The organism is Pyxidicoccus fallax, from assembly GCF_012933655.1.
Classification (GTDB): Bacteria; Myxococcota; Myxococcia; order Myxococcales; family Myxococcaceae; genus Myxococcus; species Myxococcus fallax.
In genome coordinates this window covers 58,830-78,301 of the sequence record NZ_JABBJJ010000002.1, presented here as the reverse complement: position 1 = coordinate 78,301, position 19,472 = coordinate 58,830, and the positions used below count along the sequence as shown (strand labels likewise).

16 protein-coding genes and 1 pseudogene are annotated in these 19,472 nt (G+C 70.7%); 7 read left to right on the top strand and 10 right to left on the bottom strand.

Features of this window, described 5'->3' with window-relative positions; genetic code table 11:
• The first annotated feature begins 245 nt into the window (after window positions 1-245).
• From HG543_RS00860 to HG543_RS00855, 3 genes are read left to right on the top strand one after another with little or no spacing between them, the layout of a single operon-like run.
• Window positions 246-1,334: an AAA family ATPase gene (locus HG543_RS00860; protein ID WP_169342698.1), complete on the top strand. Its 1,089-nt coding sequence runs from the start codon at window positions 246-248 to the stop codon at window positions 1,332-1,334.
• Window positions 1,331-1,543, top strand: coding sequence for a DUF4276 family protein (locus HG543_RS54355; protein WP_211193646.1), 213 nt, complete (start codon window positions 1,331-1,333; stop codon window positions 1,541-1,543). Before HG543_RS00860 ends, HG543_RS54355 begins: the two co-directional genes overlap by 4 nt.
• A complete protein-coding gene (locus HG543_RS00855) occupies window positions 1,497-1,838 on the top strand; it encodes a DUF4276 family protein (protein WP_211193645.1) in 342 nt (113 codons plus the stop codon). The genes HG543_RS54355 and HG543_RS00855 overlap by 47 nt, the downstream gene beginning before the upstream one ends.
• A gap of 16 nt (window positions 1,839-1,854) precedes the next feature.
• Here HG543_RS00855 and HG543_RS00850 read toward each other — a convergent pair whose 3' ends face one another.
• Window positions 1,855-4,200 (bottom strand): acyl-CoA dehydrogenase family protein, encoded by a 2,346-nt coding sequence (locus tag HG543_RS00850; RefSeq protein WP_169342697.1) that lies wholly within the window; start codon window positions 4,198-4,200, stop codon window positions 1,855-1,857.
• A gap of 146 nt (window positions 4,201-4,346) precedes the next feature.
• On the opposite strand from HG543_RS00850, the gene HG543_RS00845 reads away from it, so the two are divergent.
• Entirely contained in the window at window positions 4,347-5,633 is a 1,287-nt protein-coding gene (locus tag HG543_RS00845) for a phospholipase D-like domain-containing protein (RefSeq protein WP_169342696.1), read from the top strand.
• Window positions 5,634-5,641: 8 nt separating this feature from the next.
• On the opposite strand, the gene HG543_RS00840 is transcribed toward HG543_RS00845, so the two are convergent.
• From HG543_RS00840 to HG543_RS54350, 5 genes and pseudogenes are all read right to left on the bottom strand, one after another.
• Window positions 5,642-6,376, bottom strand: a complete 735-nt coding sequence (locus tag HG543_RS00840) for an endonuclease III domain-containing protein (RefSeq protein ID WP_371876499.1) — start codon at window positions 6,374-6,376, stop codon at window positions 5,642-5,644.
• 19 nt (window positions 6,377-6,395) lie between these two features.
• Window positions 6,396-6,629, bottom strand: a complete 234-nt coding sequence (locus tag HG543_RS00835) for a hypothetical protein (protein WP_169342694.1) — start codon at window positions 6,627-6,629, stop codon at window positions 6,396-6,398.
• Window positions 6,630-6,750: 121 nt separating this feature from the next.
• Window positions 6,751-7,263 (bottom strand): GNAT family N-acetyltransferase, encoded by a 513-nt coding sequence (locus HG543_RS00830; protein WP_169342693.1) that lies wholly within the window; start codon window positions 7,261-7,263, stop codon window positions 6,751-6,753.
• A gap of 73 nt (window positions 7,264-7,336) precedes the next feature.
• On the bottom strand, window positions 7,337-8,050 hold the full coding sequence (gene sitI6 / locus HG543_RS00825) for a SitI6 family double-CXXCG motif immunity protein (RefSeq protein WP_169342692.1): 714 nt from the start codon (window positions 8,048-8,050) through the stop codon (window positions 7,337-7,339).
• 28 nt (window positions 8,051-8,078) lie between these two features.
• Window positions 8,079-8,237: pseudogene (locus HG543_RS54350) on the bottom strand (DUF2380 domain-containing protein); the annotation flags it as partial.
• A gap of 202 nt (window positions 8,238-8,439) precedes the next feature.
• Here HG543_RS54350 and HG543_RS00815 point away from each other — a divergent pair.
• The 3 genes from HG543_RS00815 to HG543_RS00805 all read left to right on the top strand — a co-directional run bounded on the left by HG543_RS00815 (window position 8,440) and on the right by HG543_RS00805 (window position 15,693).
• Entirely contained in the window at window positions 8,440-14,211 is a 5,772-nt protein-coding gene (locus tag HG543_RS00815) for a hypothetical protein (RefSeq protein WP_246356657.1), read from the top strand.
• Between the two features lie 68 nt (window positions 14,212-14,279).
• Complete coding sequence (locus HG543_RS00810) at window positions 14,280-15,176, top strand: CHAP domain-containing protein (RefSeq protein ID WP_343073236.1); 897 nt, start codon at window positions 14,280-14,282, stop codon at window positions 15,174-15,176.
• 205 nt (window positions 15,177-15,381) lie between these two features.
• The gene (locus HG543_RS00805) at window positions 15,382-15,693 is read left to right on the top strand and encodes a hypothetical protein (protein WP_171818011.1); all 312 of its coding nucleotides are present in this window, start codon (window positions 15,382-15,384) and stop codon (window positions 15,691-15,693) included.
• Between the two features lie 68 nt (window positions 15,694-15,761).
• Here the strand turns inward: HG543_RS00805 and HG543_RS00800 are convergent, their stop codons facing one another.
• The 4 genes from HG543_RS00800 to HG543_RS00785 form a co-directional block, all read right to left on the bottom strand.
• On the bottom strand, window positions 15,762-16,253 hold the full coding sequence (locus HG543_RS00800; RefSeq protein WP_169342688.1) for a serine/threonine protein kinase: 492 nt from the start codon (window positions 16,251-16,253) through the stop codon (window positions 15,762-15,764).
• 11 nt (window positions 16,254-16,264) lie between these two features.
• Window positions 16,265-17,203, bottom strand: coding sequence for a DUF2381 family protein (locus HG543_RS00795; RefSeq protein WP_169342687.1), 939 nt, complete (start codon window positions 17,201-17,203; stop codon window positions 16,265-16,267).
• Between the two features lie 211 nt (window positions 17,204-17,414).
• Entirely contained in the window at window positions 17,415-18,311 is an 897-nt protein-coding gene (locus HG543_RS00790) for an aldo/keto reductase (RefSeq protein ID WP_169342686.1), read from the bottom strand.
• A 47-nt stretch (window positions 18,312-18,358) separates the two neighbouring features.
• Window positions 18,359-19,459 carry an FAD-dependent monooxygenase gene (locus tag HG543_RS00785; RefSeq protein ID WP_211193644.1) on the bottom strand — a complete coding sequence of 367 codons (1,101 nt, stop codon included), beginning with the start codon at window positions 19,457-19,459 and terminating at the stop codon, window positions 18,359-18,361.
• Between the last annotated feature and the right edge of the window lie 13 nt (window positions 19,460-19,472).

Sequence of the window (19,472 nt, the reverse complement as noted above, 5' to 3'; positions counted from 1 at the left end):
GGCCCCGGAGTCTGTACACGCCCCCCAGGAGCGTCAGCACCCCGGGGCCGGGAAACGTTCACCTCATGGCGCAAGCCGGCCTACGGGCAGGGCGGCGTGTTGGGTCCTCCGCACCGCCTCGGCGCGCGCCAGTCCTTCCCTGATGGAGGGGCGGATGCGATAAGCGGGGCCGGATGCCCCAGCCGTTTGCTACCGGTCGAGTGGGGCTGTCGTCGCGCCGCATCGACTCCGGGAGCAAGGCCGTCATGTCGCAACTCGAGAAGCTGACCATCAAGGGCTTCAAGTCGATCCGGTCGCTGGAGGGACTGGAACTGCGCCGGCTCAATGTGCTCATCGGGGCGAACAGCGCGGGCAAGAGCAACTTCATCGCGTTCTTCCGGCTGTTGAATGAGCTGATCGAGAAGAGGCTTCAGCTTCATGTAGCCCAACGAGGTGGGCCAGATGCGCTGCTTCACTTCGGGCGCAGGACGACGGCCCGGCTAGAAGCGGAGCTCTATTTTGGCCAGAACGGCTATCTCTTCAGCCTCGTTCCCACGGTGGATAACCGGCTGATTTTTCACAACGAGCTGTTCCGTTTCACAGGCGGAACGGTGCCCATGGCGGACTCTTTGGGAACGGCGCATGTCGAGAGTCACGCGCCGAGCCTTCAAATCGGGGTGCCCGAGTATTACTCCGCCATTGTTCCGGCCATTCAGGCATGGCGGGTGTACCACTTCCACGACACAAGCGACGCGGCGAATGTCAAAGGGGTAGGGGCCCTCAACGACAACCTCTTCTTGCGGTCCGACGCGGGCAACCTCGCGGCGTTTCTCTATCGGCTCAAGGTGCAGCACGGGGCCGAGTACGAGCGCATCCGGGATGCGGTCCGGCTGGTGATGCCCACCTTCGATGACTTCATGCTGCGTCCCTCTCCGCTGGCCCCGAACTCCATCCAGCTGGAGTGGCGCGAGCAGGGCTCGGACTTCCCATTCCTGGCGCACCAACTCTCTGACGGCACGCTGCGCTTCATCTGCCTCGCGACGCTGTTGCTCCAGCCGGAGCTGCCCTCCACCATCCTCATCGATGAGCCGGAGTTGGGCCTGCATCCCTACGCCATCAACGTCCTGGCCTCCCTGCTGCGGAGCGCCTCGACCCGGACCCAGCTCATCCTCGCCACCCAGTCCGTGACCCTCATCGACCTGCTGGAGCTGGAGGACCTGATTGTCGTGGAGCGCCGCGACGGGCAGTCCGTCTTCAAGCGGCTCTCCACCGAGGAGTTCGCGCAGTGGATGGAGGAGTACAGCCTGGGCGAGCTGTGGATGAAGAACGTCCTGGGAGGGAGGCCTTCGCGGTGATCCGGCTGAACATCATCGTCGAGGGGCAGACCGAGGAGACCTTCGTGCGGGACCTGCTCGCTCCGCATCTGGGCGAACGTCAGGTCTTCGTCGCCGCGCGCTGTGTCGCCACGGGGCGCCGCAAGGAGCGAATCTTCCGGGGCGGTCTGGTCAGCTACGCCAATGCCGTACCTCCAGGTTCACGAGTTCGAGGCGCTCCTCTTCAGTGACGTGGCGACGACGGGGTACGTTCTTGGCGCCACCCCTTCGGAGCTGCAGCAGCTCCAGAAGATTCGCGGCGCGTTCGAGACTCCCGAGCACATCAACGATTCACCGGAGACCGCTCCGTCCAAGCGTCTCCTCCAGCTCTTCCCCAGGTACGACAAGACCTTTTTCGGCCCCGCGGCGGTGAGTCGCATTGGCCTGGAGGCCGTCCGGCGCGAGTGCCCGCACTTCGCGAGCTGGCTGACGACGCTGGAGCGCCTGTCCGCGCAGCCCGCGGAGGGGGAAGCGACCGGAGGGTGAGCTCCGGCCGCTCCGTTCATGGCGCAAGCCGGCCCAATCCGATGGGCGCCGCGAGGCTGGTGTCCGGAATCCCAAACGCGTCCACCAGGGCCACCGCGTCCGGTCGGACCTCCGCGCACAGCCGCTCCACCTCCTTGCGGATGGCCTTCGCCTTGGAGCCCTCCAGGAGCCCGTGCTCCAGGAACCAGCCGCTCGCGGACTCCAGGCAGGACAGGCCGTAGAGGTCGCACAGCCGCCCGAGCACCGTCTTCAGCCCCGGCTCCTGCACGGCGGCCACGCCCTTGAGGAACTGCTCCAGCACCAGCCGCTCCACGTGCGCGTGCGCCAGCGCGAGCAGGTGCTCCTGGCACTGGTTGAACGCCTCGAACGCCTCCACTCCCGCGCCCAGCCGCTTGCGCAGCCGCCGCGACACCGAGGCCAGCAGGTCCTCCTCCCGGTAGCGCAGCACGCGGAGCTGGAAGTCGCCGTCGCGCAGGTGCTCGCTGTCCGTGCGCCGCGCCGCGAAGGGGTTGCGGTCCGTCACCGCCTCCGTGGCCCGGTCCGCCAGAAGCCGCAGCACCGCGAAGACGCGGTCGTCCTCGAAGCGCTGGCGGTAGCCCGTCAGGAGGCCCTTGGCGACGAGCTGCATCAGCACCGTGTTGTCACCCTCGAAGGTGGTGAACACGTCCGTGTCCGCCTTCAGCGCCGGCAGCCGGTTCGCCTCCAGGTAGCCCTGGCCGCCGCACGCCTCGCGCGCCTCCTGGAGCACCGCGGTGGTGTGCCACGTGGCGTACGCCTTCAGCCCCGCCGCCAGCGCCTCCACCTCGCGCGCGTCCTCCTCCGTGCGCTTCACGTACCGCTCCACCAGGTGCTCCAGCGCGAAGTCCAGCGCGTACGTCTTCGCCAGCGGCTTCAGGAGCCGCGCCTGGTGCGTCTGGTGGTCCAGCAGCCGCACCTCCTGCGCGCCCACCGGGCCGAACTGGCGCCGCAGCTCCGCGTAGCGCACGGCGATGGTCAGCCCGCTCTTGGCCGCGCTCAGCGCCGCGCACGCCACGCTCACCCGGCCCGCCACCAGCGTGCCCAGCATCGTGAAGAAGCGCTTGGAGTCGCCGGGGATGTCGCTCGTGTACTCGCCCTTCTCGTCCACGCGCCCGAAGCGGTCCAGCAGGTTCTCCCGCGGCACCCGCACGTGGTTGAACCAGATGCGGCCGTTGTCCACGCCGTTGAGGCCCATCTTCTCGCCGCAGTCCTCGATTCGCACGCCCGGCAGCAGGCGGCCCGCCTCGTCGCGCAGTGGCACCAGCAGCGCGTGCACGCCCAGCGCCTTGCCGCCCACTTCCAGCTGCGCGAACACGGTGGCCATGCGCCCGTGGCGCGCGGCGTTGCCAATCCATTCCTTGCGCGCGTTGTCGGACGGCGTGTGCACCACGAAGTTGCCGGACTCCGCGTCGTAGCGCGCCACCGTCTCCACGTCGCGCACGTTGGAGCCGTGGCCCAGCTCGCTCATCGCGAAGCAGCCCGGCAGCTCCAGCGAGGCCACCTTCGGCAGGTACTCGCGGTGGTGCTTCTCCGTGCCGAGGAAGAGGATGCTCGCGCCGAACAGGCCGAAGTGGACGCCCGCCTTCACCACGAGGCTCAGGTCGAAGAAGGCCAGCGTCTCGAAGGCGGCGATGAAGGCCCCCAGGTCCGCGCCCGTCTCGTCGCCGGCCGGGAAGGCGATGTGGCCCAGGCCCTGGTCCGCCATCGACTTCAGCCACTTGAAGACCTGGTCGCGGTAGGCCGTGGTGTCCCGGGTGGACGTGTAACGGAAGGCCGGGTCCGCGAGCCACGCGCGCACCTTCTGGCGCGCCTCGGGGTACTTGCGGTCCAGCACCGCGCGCAGCGCCTCCGGGTCGAAGGAGGTCGTCTCCGTGGGGCCCTCGTGCGTGGGAGCGGGCGCGGCGTGGGGCACCAGCGAGCGCACCGCCTCGCGGCCGGAGATGCCCAGCGTCTGCTCCAGCTGGGACAGCGCCCGGGACAGCTCCGGCATGGGGGCGGGCAGCCCGTCCGAGCCGCTGATGACCTGCGCGAGCTGCGCGCCCAGCTCCGCGAGGCTCTGGTGGCTGCTGTGGGAGAGCTGCTCGGCGGTGCGGCGGATGTGGTCCTTCACCACGGCCAGCTCCCCGGGGCTGGGCGGCAGCACCGGGTCCAGCCAGCGGGCGAGCACCACGTTGGAGCGCAAATCCAGCCAGGGCTGCTGGCGGGCCGCCTCGCCCAGGGCGCGGAGCTCGTTGGCGCTCAGCTCGCCGTCCGTCCAGGCCACGTACAGCATGGGCACCAGCGGCGCGAGGCGGGGCAGCGACAGCAGTTCGTGCGCCGTGGGGCGGCCTTCATCCACCATCATGGTCGGCTCTCCAGGAGGCAAGGGGACGGGCGCAGTCTGGACAGCCCGGCGCCGGCCGGCAACCGGAGAAGACGCTCCGTCCGTTGGTGGGCAGGCGGGCGGGCGTGCGTTGCCGGGGGCAGGGAAGCATCCCCACGTTGCCGCGCATGGACGAAATGCAGGAACTGGAGGAGCTGCTGCCGCAGGCTGGCGCACACTTCCTCGACAGCGACCGCGAGCGGGCCCGGCACGAGATGCAGGGGCCCTTCATGCTGCCCCCCGGGCCCACGGGCTTCTCCTTCGCGCTGTACCAGTCCGTCGGCGTGGGGCTGATGCCGGGCCACCGGCTGGAGCTGCTGGAGAACGGCACCGTCTTCGAGCGCATGCTGGAGGACATCCGCAACGCGAAGCAGAGCGTCCACATCCTCGTCTACATCTGGCGGCCGTGCGGCGTGTCGGACCGCATCGTGGAGGCGCTGGTGGAGCGCGCTCGCGCGGGCGTGCAGTGCCGCGTGGTGGTGGACCCGGTGGGCAGCGAGGAGGTCGCCGGCGACAAGGACTTCGACCTCCAGGTGGAGAAGGTGCTCACCGAGGCCGGCGTGGAGGTGCACTACTACCGGCTGCTCGCGGGCAAGGTGATGGGCCGGCTCCTGGGGCGCACCCACAACAAGATTGTCGTCGTCGACGGACGCATCGGCTACACGGGCGGCTTCGGCATCTGGAAGGTGTGGGAGGGCGACGGCCTGAAGCCGGAGAACTGGCGCGACACCAGCGTGCGCGTCGAGGGCCCCGAGGTGCTCCGCATGCAGCTGTCCTTCTCGCGGCACTGGCAGGAGGCCGGTGGCGGGCTGCTGCCGCCGAGCGCCTTCCCACCTCCCGATGAGACGCACGTGGGGGAGGAGTGCGCGAGCGTGGGCTTCGTCGACAGCGCGGGCAAGCTGGGCGTCACCGACGCCGAGCGCATGGTGCGCCTGGTCATCGCCGCCGCGCGCGAGCGGCTGTGGATTGCCAACGCGTACTTCACGCCACCGAACGCGATTCTGGAGCAGCTGGAGGAGAAGCTCCGCCAGGGCGTGGAGGTGCGCATCCTGGGGCCGGGGCCGGTGCACGACGTGCCCATCATCCGCGCGTCGCAGCGCTCCACCTACGAGCGGCTGCTGGCCGCGGGGGCGCGCATCTACGAGTACCAGCCATCAATGATGCACGCGAAGACGATGCTCGTGGACGACTGGCTCGCGGTGGTGGGCTCCACCAACCTGGACTCGCTGTCGCTCAACAAGCTGGGCGAGGGCTCGCTCGTGATTTCCGACCCGGAGTTCGTCCGCAAGCTGCAGCGGTGCTGGGCGAAGGACCTGCGGCACTCGAAGGAAATCACGCTGGAGAACGGGGGCCGCACCAACCCGTGGCGGCGAGCCGCGCGGCGGGCCACGCAGCTCGTGGGACGGGACCGGTAGCCCGCGCTTCAGCGCGGGTCCGTCACGCCCACTTGTCGGCAGTATTGGAGCACCGGGCACGTGGAGCACTTGGGCCTCGCGCCCGTGCACACGTGCTTGCCGAAGGGCACCAGCAGCCGGTTGATTTCCACCCAGTACGCGCGGGGGAGCTGGGCCTCCAGCGCCTCCAGCGTGGCCTCTGGCGTGCGCGCCGTCACGTAGCCCCAGCGGTTCGTCACCCGGTGCACGTGGATGTCCACGCTGATGGCCTCGTGGCCGCAGGCGATGCCGAGCGACAGGTTCGCGCACTTGGGGCCCACGCCCTTGAAGGACTGGAGCACCCGCGCGTCACACGGGAGCTTCCCGCCGAACTCGTCGCGCGTCCGCACGGCGATGGCGTGAATCTGCCGCGCCTTCGGCTCGTGGAAGGTGACGGGGCGGATGAGGTCGTCAATCTCCTCCGGCGTCAGCCGGGCCATGGCCTCGGGCGTGGAAGCGCGTCCCAGCAGGGCCAGCGACACCGGCAGGCTCACCTCGTCCAGCGTGCGGATGGAGAGGATGCAGGCCACGAGCTGCTCGAAGAGCGAGTCATGGCCGCGCGCCGCGAGCGCGAACATGGCCGCGTCCGCGAAGCCGCGCACCTGCTCGCGGATTCGGGGGAGCACCTCGTCGATGTCGAAGGGGGCCTTGTCCGGGCGGGGCGGCGGCTCGGCCACCACCCCCGGTGCCTGCTCCGGGGGTGGACGGACCGTCCTCGCGCTCACGCGCGCGGGGGCGCGCCGGCTAGACGTCCTGGGTTTCCGGGCCGAGGTCATCCGAGCGCTTTTCGCCGTTCTTGTTCGGGCCGCCGTGGGTGCCGAAGTCACCGGCGTTGCGATTGGCGGGGTAGACGTCCGTATCGTCCCGGCGCTCGCGGCCCTGGCCCGACACGTCCCCGGAGTCCGCCTTGCGAGGCTGGCTCTCGGGCTCGTCCCTCGCGTCCATCCGTCCCTGACCCTTGTCCTGCTTCTTCGCCATGGTTCGCCTCCTGTCCCCGAAGGATGGGGACGGAGGCGCGGCACGGCCCAGGCTCGCCCCCGGGGCCGCCGGGAGGGCAGGGAGGCGAGAGGGTAGTGTGGTGCGCGGGAGACCTTGGAGGTCAGGCGGCCGGCTTCGTCAAATCCAGCGCGTACCAGTTGTCGCAGCCGAAGTGGCCCGTCTTGCCCATGGGGGCGCAGAGCGGCTCGAAGCCCAGGCGGCGGTAGAGCTTCTGGGCCTGCTGCATCCCGGCGAGGGTCTCCAGGTAGCAGCGCCGGAAGCCCGCCTCGCGCGCGAAGGTGAGGCAGCGGCGGAGCATCCGCTCGCCCGCGCCCAGGCCCCGGGCCTCGGGGAGGAAGTACATCTTGCGCAGCTCGCAGACGCCCGGGTCGCCGCCCTCCAGGGGGGCGATGCCGGCGCCGCCGATGACGCGGCCCGCGCGCTCCAGTACGAAGTAGGCGTGCTGGGGCCGCGAGTACGCGGCGCTCATCGTCGATACCTCGGGGTCGTGGATGGCGAAGCCGGGGCCGTCCGCGCCGAACTCCGGCATCACGGTGCGGATGATGGCGGCCACCGCCGCGTCGTCCCGGGGCTCGATGGGACGGATGATGAGGTCTTCCATGCTCGTGCTCATGGGGGCCGCAACGTTCCACAGCCCGCGCCCGGGGGCCAGGGGCAGGCTGTGTGTGTGCCGCGCTCCAGCACCTTCAGCGGGTGGGCAGCTCGTGGAAGGTGATGCCGGGCAGTTCCAGGCGGCGGACGGCGTCCATGAAGCGCTCGGTGCCCACAATCACCGTGGCGTAGTTGCCCACGCGGAACAGGTCCAGGTCCGTGGGCAGCGAGGCCGCATCCAGGATGGGTTCCTCCGGGAGCCGGAAATACACCCAGCCACAGGTCGCGCAGGGTGGCGGCACATCGGGCGGAATGCAGTCCCGATGGAGCCGGCCGTGCGGCTCTATCTGAAGCTCCAGCAGCTCCGGCGGGTCCTTCTGCCGGAACCGCAGCTCCGTCCGGCAGCCCTGCAGTCCGCGCACCCCTTCCGCCTGGAGGCGCTCCAGTGCATCCCGGCGAACCACCCAAAGCACGTGCCCCAGGGACGTGAACGGGCCGAACTTCCCGGAGGCACGGCCTACCAGGGGACCGAAGGTTGTTCCGGGTGGCAACGCGGCATCAGGGGGCGCCAGGGGGCGCACCAACTCCCGCAGACGCGCGAACTCGGGGAAAGGCTCGGGTCTGGCCTTTTCGAACGCGTGACGCTCGGGCAGCTGCGACAGGTCCACCGCGGGGTACTGGTGCCCTGAACTCGCCCACGTGGTTCCGCACGTGTGGCACCGCGCGCCGGGCAGCCCCCATTTGTGTGCAGCATCGAAGCTGGCCGTTACTGCCTTCTCAGCCTCGCGCAGCCAGAAGTACCGACTCATGTGTCACGAGACCTCACGCTCCAGGGCGGGGGAGCTTTCCCGCGCCTCCCCAGTTCCTCCGCGGCCCACTGCCCGGCGCCGCAGGCGCAGGTGGGCGCGCGCCTGGGAAGAGTGCCAGCTCGATATCTCCGGCCAGCTCCAGCTTCTCCTCGCAACGGTAGAAGCCGCAGGCGGCCCCCAGGCATAATCCTGGTCCGTCGCCTGCCGCCACCGAACATGGGTAGGCGTGGCACCGCCAGGACTCAATCGGCCTTCCAAGTGTGCAGCCCGGTGCACAGGTGACACCGGGGCGATACACAGGGCGGCGCGAGGGAACTGGGAGGGCGGCTTCCTCCGGCCCGGGTTCCGGGGCATCCTGGGTGGCACGTCAGTTGTAACGAGGGGGAGATATGTACTGCCCTGATTGCCGGCAGGAGCGGCTCGGCCAAGCACGCCGATGCGCGCTCTGCGGCACGGAGATGACCGCGAGACCGCGCGCTGCCGTGGAAGCGGAGCTCGCGCACGTCCACTTCCTCCTGGATGAGCTGAAGCGCTGGGACACCTCCGAGGTGCCGCGCAACGTCGCGCGGTTCATCTCCGAGCGGTACGAGCGGCAGGCCCGCATCCTCCTTGCCGTGCTCACCGAGACGCCTCCGGAGGCGGTAGGGCAGGTCGCGGCCGGGGTCGCCGAGGCTTCCTCGGGGGCCGTGGGCCAGGGCCCGGCCGTGCGCGCCGAGACTTCCACCGAGGTTGCGGAGACAGCGCCCGCGGGGGAGGTGGCTGCTTCGTTCTCCGCACCGTCGATGATGGGGGCGTCCGCGGTGGCGCTGGGGCCGGTGACGCCGGCCGGCGCGCCTGGGGCGTTCGATGCGAAGGGTGAGGACGCGGTCGGCGCGACTCCCGTGGGAGCGACGGTCTCCGAGCCGGTGACGGCGGCGGAGTCCGCGGCCTCCACGCGCGGAGCGGACGAGAGGAATGTCCATGCGCGAGCGGAAGACGCCGCCACCGCGCGAGCAGTGGAAGGTTCCGAAACCCACGCGCCGAACGAGGCGGCTGGCGGCACGCGGGCCCAGGCAGGGGAGATTCCGGCGCAGGCCCATGCCTCCCAGGCTGCGGACGAGGAAGGGAAGGAAGACGCGTGGCCGGCGGCGTACCGGACGGCTGCTCACGGTTCCGGTGCGGGCTCGGAAGCCCAGGCGGATGCGGCGCGCGGCCCGGGCCTGCCGTGGCCCGAGACGTCGCTGCCCGAGAATCCCGCGGAGCCGTACGCCGAGCCTCCCGCGCCGCGCAGCCTCACCGCGCGCCTCGTCGAGGAGACCTCCACCTGGAACCGGGTGTGGAGGCCGTTCCTCTACGAGAGCATCATGTGGTTCGTCGGTGCCTTCCTCATCCTCTCCGGCACCCTGTACTTCGTCTTCGAGAGCTGGGCGGGGATGTCCTCCAGCGTCCGCTCGCTCACCGTCTTCGGAATGACGGCGGGCTCCGCCGCGGGCTTCTCCATCTGGGGCGCGTACCTCGCGCGGCGCGAGGCGCTGCGCAATCCCGGCAACATCCTCGGCCTCATCGGCGCGGCGGTGGCTCCGCTGGCGGGCATCGCGCTCGGGCCCTTCGACTTCGGAGAGGCGCTCCAGCTCGGCGGCGTCGGACCCGTGCTGCTCGTCCCGGCGCTGCTCGTCTGGTCCGGGGTCGCGGCCGTCCTCGTCCGCAAGCCGGCGGAGGCCTTCGACGCGCCCTCGCGTCCCTTCGTCCAGGCCGGCCTCGCCGCGGCCACGTTGATGATGGGACTCGCGCCGCTCGCCGCGAAGCTCGGCGGCCTCGCGCCTTGGCTCAACGTCCTGCCGTGCGTGCTGTTCTACGTCCTCTCCACCCGGCCCATCGCCGAGCCACGCAAGGGCATCGCGCTCGTGTTCGCTGTGGCCGCGCCGCTCTACCTGCTCGCCCTGTACTCGGTGCGGCTGCACGTGGCGCTGGTGGGTGTGGACCTGGAGCCGTCGCCGGGCACCTACGCGCCCTTCGTCGCCTTCCTGCTCGCCACCGCGCTGCGCTTCCGCGCGCTTCCGCCGGAGCGCGCCACGGATTCCCTCGCGCTCGGCGTGGCCTCGCTCCAGGTGGTCTGCCTCATCACCGCCGCCACCGCTCCCGCGCCCGGCTTCTTCTTCACCGCCGCCATCCTCACCTGGACGATGGTGACGCTGGCGCGCGGCAATGTGGCCCGTCTGCCCTGGGTGTACGGCGCCTACGTCGGCGCGTACTTCTCCTATGGCTCCAGCGCGCAGCTCATCCCCGGCGCGGTGAGGCTCTTCATCGACAGGCTCAAGGCCCGGCTCGGCTACCCCGTCAACGAGGCGCTGCCGCTCCAGTTCGGCGCGCTGACCGCGTTGCCCTTCGTCACCGCCGGCGCCGTGCTCGCGGTGTGGCGCCTGTGGCGCGGTGAGCGCACGGGCAACGCGCGGGACATCGCGCTCGCGGAGGTGCTGCTGCGCGCCACCGCCGTGGCCAGCCCCCTCTTCGCCCTGCATGGCATGGCCGGTCCCGACGCGCGCCCGGCCTTCTGGAGCGCGCTCGGCCTGGCCGTGGTGTGCCTCGCGGTGGGCCTGCTGGTGGAGCGCTTCTACCTGACGGTCGTCGGCGCCGTGCTGGTGATGTTCCTGCCCTTCCATGCCGCGTCCCTGCTGGGCTCCGAGGCCGCGTCGGTGGTGTCCGGCGTGCTGGGGCTGCTGCTCGCGGGCGTGTGCCTGCTGTGCACCGCGCGCACGCGCTGGCTGCTCGCGTCCGCCGTGGGCGTGCTGTCCACCGTGGGATTCCTCATGGGCATCTTCGGCCATGGGAGTGCGATGGCCGTCACGGGTGTGGCGCTGTGTGGCGCCGCGGCGCTCGTCACGGCCTGGGCCCTCCAGAGCCCACCGGCCATGGCGTATGCCGCGTTCCTCGCCGCGGCGCTCCTGCCCCGGCTCGCCAGCGAGGTGGCGCTGGCGTGGGTGGCGCCCGCCCTCGCGCTCGTGGCGCTCGGGCTCGCGCTGCTGGGGCAGCGTGGGGGGCTGGTTCGGCTGCTCGGCGTGCCCGCCGTCTTCTACGCGCTGCTGGCGCTGCCGTGGGGTGTTCTTGCCACGACGCCGGGCCTGGGCCTGGTGATTCTCACCGCCGCGGCGTCCGTGGCCGTGACGTCGCGCACGTTCCGCTTCGTGCGGCCGCTCGCGGTGGTCATCGCCGCGCTCGCGCTGCTGCCTGATAGCGGGACGTACTACTCACCGTGGGGCGGGTGGATGTCTCCGGCCCTGTCCATGGCGCTGTTCGTCCTCTGGTCGCTGGGCACGTCCGTCACCGCCGCGCGCTGGGGACGGAGCGCCAGCACCACCACCGCGGGCGTCGTGGCGCTGCTCTTCCCGCTCATCACCGCCGTGGTGGGTGGGTCGCGGCAGTACGGGGTCCTCATGCTGGGCGCGGCGCTCGCGGCCCTGCTCACCGCGCGCGCCCTGCCCGCGGGGCTCAGTGTCGCCGTCGCCGCGCTGTACGCCACCGTGGGCGTGTCGAGCTTCGGCCCCGTGGCACTCCTGGCCCTGGCCGCCGCGCTGAGCGTCCTCGCCGTGCTGGAGGAGGTGCCCGCCGTGCTGCGCACCGGCGCGGGAGGCGGGCGCTTCGCGATGGTCGCCACGCTGTCCGCCGCCATCGTGTTGGGCATCGCCGTGGCGGAGTGGGATGACGCGGGCCTGCCGCTGCTCCTGGCGGGCACGGTGTTGCTGCCGCTGCTGTGGACGCGCGCCAACCGCCAGCCCTTCTTCGCCTCGCTCATGGTGCCCTACTCGCTGGTGGGCATCGCCATGGCGGGTGGGCGTCCGCCGGCCTGGGTGAACGCGCTGCCGCTGGTGGCCCTCGCCGTGGTGCGCGCCGTGGAGCACTTCCCGGCCGTGGCGTCGCTGCTGCTGCGCTCGTCGGAGGAGAAGCCCCGGCACGCGCTGTCCTCGTGGATGCAGGGGGCGCTCGCGGGCGCGTCGGCACTGATGCTGATGGTGGTGTGGCGTGCGCCCACGCCGCTGTACTTCCTCGCCGCCGCGCTGGTGCTGATGCCCGGGCCCCAGCCCTTCCTGCGCGTCTGCGGCTCCGCGCTGCTGCTCCTCTTCGTGCCGCAGGCGCGGCCCATCGTCACCGGGCTGCTGCTGGCCCTGGCCCTGGCCGAGCACCACCGGCCCGCGGCGCTCTGGGCCTTCTTCCGCTGCCCGCCGGACAAGCACCTGCGGTTCGCGTCCGTCAGCGCGGCGCTCGTCCTCGCCACGCTGCCGGTGCTGGACGTCCCCTCGACAGACCGGCTGGCCGGGCTGGCGGCAGTGCTCGCCGCCGCCGCGTTCCTGCTGTCGCGGCGCTGGCTGCTCACCCCCGCCGTCTGGGCCCTGGCGCTGGCGCCCGCGGGCCTGGACCGCGGGATGTTCTTCCGGGACGGTTCGTTCGCGCCGGGGCTGGCCGTCATCGCCGTGGCGCTCGGCGCGGCGCTGCTGTCCGCCGCGTGCCAGTCCGGCCGCGTGCAGCGCGCGCTCTCCGCCGCCTTCGCGCGGGTGCTGCCGGAGCTCGACGGCACCTGGAGCGAGCCGCTGTGGGCCGGTAGCGCGGGCGCGCTCGGCCTGTTGCTGACGGGGTGGTTGCTGGACTCGGGCGTGGGCTCGCTGCCGCTTCCGGTGGCGGTGGGCGCCGCGCTGACGTCGGCCGTCCTGATGGTGGCGCGCGAGCGGTGGATGGCCAACGTGGCCACGGTGCTGCTGGGCGCGTCGCTCATCGCCGCGGTGCCGCCGCTGTGGGCGCCCGCGGTGGTCAGCGGGACGGGCCTGGTGTTGTGCCTCGTGGGCTTCGCGCTGGACGCGCGCGGCGTGCGCGTGGGCGCGGCGCTGCACCATGGTGGCTGGGTGCTGGCGCTGCTGTCGCTGGCGGGCCTGCGAGACTTGAGGCACGCGGGCACGCCGCTGTGCATCCTCTTCGGCCTGGGCTCCGCGTGGACCGTGGTGCTGCGGCGGCGCGGGCGCGAGGTGGTGGGCTGGCTGGCCTCGCTCGCCGCGGTGCACGGGTGGCTGATGCACCTGGGCGCGGTGTACTCGTCGGGCCGAGGCTCGGAGTTCATCCTCCCGTACTTCGGCGCCGCGAGCGCGCTGCTCGCCACGCTGGCGCTCTTCGTGGCGGGGGAGAAGCTTCGCCGGGGCGTGGGGCACGGCTTCACCGTGGTGGCGCTCACCGAGGTGCTGCTGGGGCTGTCCCTGCTGGGCGCCACCGAGGGCGCGCTGCGCGAGGCGCTCGTCGCCTCCGTGTCGCTGGCGGTGCTGCTCTTCGCGCTGGTGCGCCGCGCCGCGGGGGAGGGGGATGAACGGTCCGCCTTCCTCGCGCAGGCGGTGCTCGCCCTGGGCTACCTGTCCGTGCGCCTGCTGGGCATGGGCGCGCACCCGGACGTCGCGGACAGCCTCGCGGCCCTGGTGGGTGGCGCGCTCTTCACGGGCCTCTACTTCTTCGTCCAGCGCGAGGGCTCGGGGCTGGAGGCCTTCCGCCGGCCCGCGCTGGTGGGTGCGTTCCTCTTCCCGCTGGCGGGCCTGCTCTCCGCGCCGTGGGGCGAGCCGCTCCAGGTGGCCGCGCTGCTGGTGGGGCACGCCGCGCACTTCTCCGCGCTGGGCACGCACCCGGCGCGGCGGAGCGTGGCGTCGCTGGCGGCGGTGGTGGCCTTCAACGCCGCGCTGCTGCTGGTATGGCAGGGCACCGGCGCGGGCGAGCCGCAGTACTACGTCATCCCCGCCGGGCTCTCGCTGCTCGCGCTCCTGCGCGTGTTCCGCGACTCCATCGAGGAGCACACCTACGCGCGGCTGCGCGCGGTGGCCGTCACCGGCATCTACGTGGCGGGCGCGTGGAAGCCGCTCATGTTCAGCGATGGCGGCTCCATGCTCCTGTGCGTCGTGCTGTGCGTGGTGGGCGTGGGCTTCGGCATCGCGCTGCGCATCCGCTCGTACGTGTACCTGGGCACCGCGTTCCTGGTGACGTGCATCGCCGCCAACCTCGTGCGCTTCGGCATGAGGGACCACCGCATCGCCGCCGCGTCGCTGTTCATGCTGGGCCTGCTCGTCATCGGCTCCATGGTCATGCTCAGCGCCCACCGCGCGGCCCTGCTCCAGAGGTACGCGCGGGTGCGAGAGATGCTCTCCACCTGGGAGGGGTGAGACGGAGAGTTCTTGGCGGCCCACCCTGGACGTGGGATTGAATGCAGCCCCAACAACCCCCCGGAGGAGTGCTGTTGCTTCGCCTGCGTCTGCTCGCCGCCATTCCCCTCTGTGCTCTCGTCGGCTGTGCCACCGTGAAGACCCGCGCCGCGGAGCCTCCGGTGGCCATGGAGCCCACGGCTCCGGCGATGGTGGCACCGGCCGGGAACGCGGTGACGGCCGCCGACCCACACTCCGTGGCAGGGCAGGCGAGCACGGTGCCGGTGGCGACGGTGGAGGGGACTCCCGTGGCGGCGGCTCCGGAAGCGATGACGGACTCCGAGCGGGAGGAGAAGGTGCGGCTGGTGACGGCGGGAGTGATCGCCGCCGCGCTGCAGGCCGCGGCGCTGGTGACGGGCCCGGCGAACACGACGGGACGCTTCTGGGACGAGATGCTCTCTCCGACGGAGCTGGGGCGCGCCATCGTCAAGCGCTCCATCGAGCTCGTCGGCGCGCGCAAGCTCAGCCGTGGCGTGCCCAATGACTGCTCCGGCTTCGTGCGTCTCGCGTATCTCGCGGGTGGCATCGACCTGGTGGCGCACGGCTTCCTCGCCGGGGAGAACGCCGTCTCCGCCATCTTCCGCCGCGCCATCGAGGTGGGCACCGTCCACCACCAGTCCCCGCGTCCGGGCGACCTCGTCTTCTTCCGCGAGACGTATGACCGCAACCGCGATGGCCGCCGCAATGATGGGATGACCCACATCGGCGTCGTCGAGGGTGTGGACGCGGACGGCACCGTCACGTTCATCCACCGCGGTGGCAAGGGCGTGGCGCGCAGCCGGCTCAACCTGTCCGCGCCCACGAAGCACCAGGCCAGCCAGGGTGGGGCCGTGCTCAACGACTACATCCGTCCCGCCGCCAAGGGCTCGCGCGCCTACCTCGCCGGAGAGCTGTTCGCCGCGTTCGCCTCGCCTGAGGGGCTGTAACTTTCCGTCTGGCGGCCCATACCCGCCGTGGCTTTGAAGCGCGGGGCGGCTCGTGCGTCATAGGCGCCATATGAGAATCGTCCTGCTGCTTCTGGGGGGTCTGCTTCTCGCTCCGGGCTGTGTCGTCCACTCGCGGCCCCTGCCGCGCCCAGCGCCGCGTCCGCAGCGTCCTCCTCCGCCCCCGCCGCCGCCGCGTCCGTCGGCCATGTCGTACGACGAGGCCGTGGACCGCGGCTTCCGCGAGTGCCGCGCGCGACGTTACGAGTGCAAGCTGAAGGAGGCCCACCGCACCGGCAATGACGTGTGGAAGGTGAAGTTCCACGCCTTCGCGCCCGGCGCACGCGGCAAGCTGCACCTGGACTTCGACGCGTACTCCCGCAACCTCCTTCGCGTGGACGAGAACGTGAAGGCCCGTCGCGGCGACTGGGACGACGACGACTGGGATGATGATGACCACGGTCATGGCCACGGCCGGGGGCGCGGGAAGAAGAAGGGCCACGCGCGGCACGACGACTGAGTGACTGTTGCGTCGGGAGAGGGGCTCTTGCGCCTCCCCGCCGGAGTGCGGCCTGTCTGGTGCGTGGTTCAGCGGAAGGCGTCGACGATGGCAACGCCGGAGACAGAGAACTCGAGGATGGCCATTCCAGGCTTGGAGCCCGGGAGCTTCCGGAGTTGGTTCTCGCTCAATCGGGCGACCGCGCAGATGGGCAGCTTCTCGGTATCCGGCGGGTGGGCCTCGTAATACCGGATGACGACCTGTGGACCGCCGGTCCAGACCTGCCCGTATAGACGGGTCGTGGTTTCCAGGGTGCCGAAGTCTTGCTCCAGGATGCTCTCGATGGGCCCGTCATAGAGGGTGATGGGCTTCGACTTGATCTGGTTCGCGTCGAGCTCTACCCATGCCGCGTCTCCCACTCGCAGCTTCAGTGCTCGCATCACCCGCTTGGCTTCCTCGGGACACTCCTGAGGACCTGGAGTTCCATCCGGCCGGAGTGCCACCCCGCCTGTCGTGGTGCACCCGGCTGACAAGGTGAGCAGGACGATGGGGCCGAGCAGAAGTGCGTTGAGCCTGAGCATGAACCGCACTCTTAATTCCGGAGGAGCTTGCGGTCCATTGGCACGGCGACGTGCATGAGCCCATCCTCGCGGAAGAGCTGGAGGGCGAGATCGACAAGACCCCCCTTCTCTGATTCGAAGGCGCTCTTGTCCACGACGACCGAGATCTTCCCCGACTGGCCTGGAGCGAGGTCAGCCCGGTTCATCCGCAGTGCGAAGGGACGATCTGTGTAGGTGGACTCGGAGGTCAGCTGGACGCGAGCGAAGGTCCACCGAGCCCTCGCGTCCATGTTGGTCAGGTGGATGACGACCGCCGCCTTTCCAGGGCCAGAGAAGACCTCGACCTTGGTGACCATGTCCTCGTTCTTCATGACCACCATCCGCTGCTGACGAAACGGCGTCTTCTTCACCTCGCCATTCAAGAGCAGTGTCGCGTAGGCGTGGTCGACGGAGTTCTCCTCCTGCTTGAGCCGCTCGTTCTCCTCGCTCAGCTCGCGCTCCCGATTGAGCGAGTCATAGAGGGACGAGAGCACCGCGTCGTAGCTCTTGCGGTCCTTGAACACGTTGACCTGGTGGTCGGTGAACGGCGCCGGGCCATCATCCTTGCGCCACGGAGGCTGCACGAGGAATGGAAGCTCCGTTCCGTCCGCGAGCGTCACGAGCAGGGGCACGCCTTCGTCCTGATGGAGGTCACGTAGCGGCTCGATGACCACCTTCTTGCCACCCACGAGCAGGGGCTCGAAGCGGCCCTCCCACGCGAGGAGCCGCGTCTTCTCCGGGTCCACGTTCTGCTCGAAGCGGAGGACGGTGGCCACCTGACCGGAGACGTAGAGGTTGGGCGTCGTTCTCGCCGGGTGCTCCGATACCAGGAGCGTCCGGATGACGACCTTGTGGCCGGGCTCTCGGGCCAGGGCCCCGGAGGCCACGAGCGCCAGAAGCAGGGCCACCTGGGCGAACGGAGGGTTTCGCATAGTGGGGCAGACCTAGCAGATGGGCTTCCATGCGCACAACCCTGGAGGCATGGCCACCCGGAAGGGAAACGCACGCCCGGGCACCGGACCTGGATTCGGTGGTCTCGACTGAGTGCAGGATCTGTCACGGCCGACGCTCAAGGACGTAAGACGGCTCTCGGACGTCCTCACCGTCTTCCTGCGCACGGTGTTGCCTCCGCCCGATGACTGCTCAGTCTGGGATCGAAAGGTTGAACAGTCTGGTGTCGACGATCTCCGGATCGGGGCCGCCGCGCACGCCGGTGTCCAGCGCGTCGATGGCCGCGACGTCTTCCGTCTTCAAGGCGAAGTCGAAGATCCCGATGTTCTCCGCGATGCGCTCCGGCCGCACCGACTTCGGAATCGCGGAGAGCCCGTGCTCGATGTGCCAGCGCAGCACCACCTGGGCCGGAGTCTTGCCGTACCTCTTTGCCAGAGCGACGACCACCGGGTGCGTCAGCGGGCTCTTCGCGACACTCGGATCCTTCGCGGCGTAGACGTTGACTCCCCCGAGCGGCGACCAGGACTGCGTGATGACGCCGTAGCGCGCAGCGGCCTCGCGCAGCGCGCGCTGGGTGAAGAACGGGTGCAGCTCCACCTGGTTCACCGCCGGCACCGCCTCCGTGCGCGCGATCAGGTCGGCGAGGTGCGACGGGCCGAAGTTGCAGACGCCGATGGCCCGCACACGTCCGTCTGCGAGCAGGCGCCCGGCCGCCTTGTAGGATGCCACGGTCGCCGCGAAGTCGGTGGGCACCGGCCAGTGGAGCAGGTACAGGTCGACGTACTCGAGGCCCAGCTTGCGCCGGCTCACGTCGAACCCACGGAGCGCTTGCTCGTAGCCGTAGTCGCTCATCCACAGCTTGGTCGTGACGAACACCTCAGAGCGAGGGACCCCGCTCCGGGCGAGCCCCTCGCCGACCTGGCGCTCGTTGAAATAGGCCGCCGCGGTGTCGATGAGCCGGTACCCCTTCTCGAGTGCGGACGCGACGGCACCCGCGGTCTGCTCTGGGGTGCTCTGGAAGACGCCGAGCCCAAGGGCTGGCATCCGGATACCGTTGTTCAAGGTGATGAGAGAGCTCGTTCCAGTCATGGTCATTGTCTCCATTGCGTGTTCCTGTGGGGGTTCGGTTTCCGTGCTCACGCTGCTTCTCGGGAGAAGCCACGGCTGAACTGCTGGCCCGACTGCACCATGCGCCGGACGCTCTCGAGTCGCTTCCGCTCGTAGGCACGAAGCGCATCCGGCACCGAGGCGCTCCCCGCGGCAGCGGCCAAGGATGCGGCGAGAGCTTCTGCGTCATCGAGAGACGCAGCGAAGCCCTTGCCGGTCATCGGGCTCGGCACGTGCGCGGCGTCTCCCACCAGGACGAGGCGCTCGTGAACGAGCCTGTCGGGGACGTACTCGGCAATCGGCGTCCCGATGAGGGCTCGCCGCCGCAGGCAGTCCACGATGGCGTCGCGCCAGGGGGAAGGCCAGCGCTCTCGGGCCTCCTCTTCGAGTTCGCGGAGCGTCGCCGCTGGGATGTGGGCAGGAGCGAGGGAGCGGTGCACGACGTCGCCGACCACGCAGCCCGTGGCGCGGAGAAGGTCGTTGCGGCCCGCGTCGTACCAGGCCCAGCCAATCTGCCGGGAGCCCGGGACGAGGGACCCGTCGCGCCCGGGGACCGGGTAGCCGAACATGAAGTCGTCCGCCCCGCTGAGCATGACGACGTCCTGAGGCCAGCGCCGGGGTGCTGGGAGCGCGGCCTCGTCGGCCAGGCCGAGCCAGATGAGGTAGCCGGCGAAGGTGGCGTCGGGCTTCTCGGGCGAGACCTGCCGGCGGACGATGCTCCGGTGCCCATCGGCACCGACGAGGATGTCACCCCGGAACGTCCGGCCGTCGGAGGTGGCCGCCCATACGGCATCCGCGTCCTGGTCGACGCGCTGCACGGGGGCTTCGTGATGGAGCACGATGTGAGGGTCGGATTCGGCGGACGCACGCAGCCGAGCGTGCAGTTCGGACCAGGTCGCCCCCTGTAGTGAGGTGGGACTCGGCGCCAGTGAGAACGAAGTCGAACCGGTGAGCCGTGCCAGCCTCCTGAGCACGCCCGCATCCAGGCCGATGGCAGCCCCCGTCCGCGGGAAGGTGCCCGCCCGCTCCAGCAGGGTGACGTCCAGGCCCGCGCGCGACAGGGCCAGCCCCGTCATCAACCCCGACAGGGAAGCGCCGACGACGATGGCGGCTCTGCGACTGCTCGTCATGCTTGGGGTCTCC

Excerpts from the sequence above, each read along its gene's own strand:
- HG543_RS00850 (WP_169342697.1), bottom strand. The coding sequence starts at position 4,200 with ATGATGGTGGATGAAGGCCGCCCCACGGCGCACGAACTGCTGTCGCTG.
- HG543_RS00805 (WP_171818011.1), top strand. The coding sequence starts at position 15,382 with ATGTCGTACGACGAGGCCGTGGACCGCGGCTTCCGCGAGTGCCGCGCG.
- HG543_RS00790 (WP_169342686.1), bottom strand. The coding sequence starts at position 18,311 with ATGACTGGAACGAGCTCTCTCATCACCTTGAACAACGGTATCCGGATG.
- HG543_RS00860 (WP_169342698.1), top strand. The coding sequence starts at position 246 with ATGTCGCAACTCGAGAAGCTGACCATCAAGGGCTTCAAGTCGATCCGG.
- HG543_RS00855 (WP_211193645.1), top strand. The coding sequence starts at position 1,497 with ATGCCGTACCTCCAGGTTCACGAGTTCGAGGCGCTCCTCTTCAGTGAC.
- HG543_RS00785 (WP_211193644.1), bottom strand. The coding sequence starts at position 19,459 with ATGACGAGCAGTCGCAGAGCCGCCATCGTCGTCGGCGCTTCCCTGTCG.
- sitI6 (WP_169342692.1), bottom strand. The coding sequence starts at position 8,050 with ATGAGTCGGTACTTCTGGCTGCGCGAGGCTGAGAAGGCAGTAACGGCC.
- HG543_RS00815 (WP_246356657.1), top strand. The coding sequence starts at position 8,440 with ATGTACTGCCCTGATTGCCGGCAGGAGCGGCTCGGCCAAGCACGCCGA.
- HG543_RS00800 (WP_169342688.1), bottom strand. The coding sequence starts at position 16,253 with ATGCTCAGGCTCAACGCACTTCTGCTCGGCCCCATCGTCCTGCTCACC.
- HG543_RS00835 (WP_169342694.1), bottom strand. The coding sequence starts at position 6,629 with ATGGCGAAGAAGCAGGACAAGGGTCAGGGACGGATGGACGCGAGGGAC.
- HG543_RS00795 (WP_169342687.1), bottom strand. The coding sequence starts at position 17,203 with ATGCGAAACCCTCCGTTCGCCCAGGTGGCCCTGCTTCTGGCGCTCGTG.
- HG543_RS00830 (WP_169342693.1), bottom strand. The coding sequence starts at position 7,263 with ATGAGCACGAGCATGGAAGACCTCATCATCCGTCCCATCGAGCCCCGG.
- HG543_RS00845 (WP_169342696.1), top strand. The coding sequence starts at position 4,347 with ATGGACGAAATGCAGGAACTGGAGGAGCTGCTGCCGCAGGCTGGCGCA.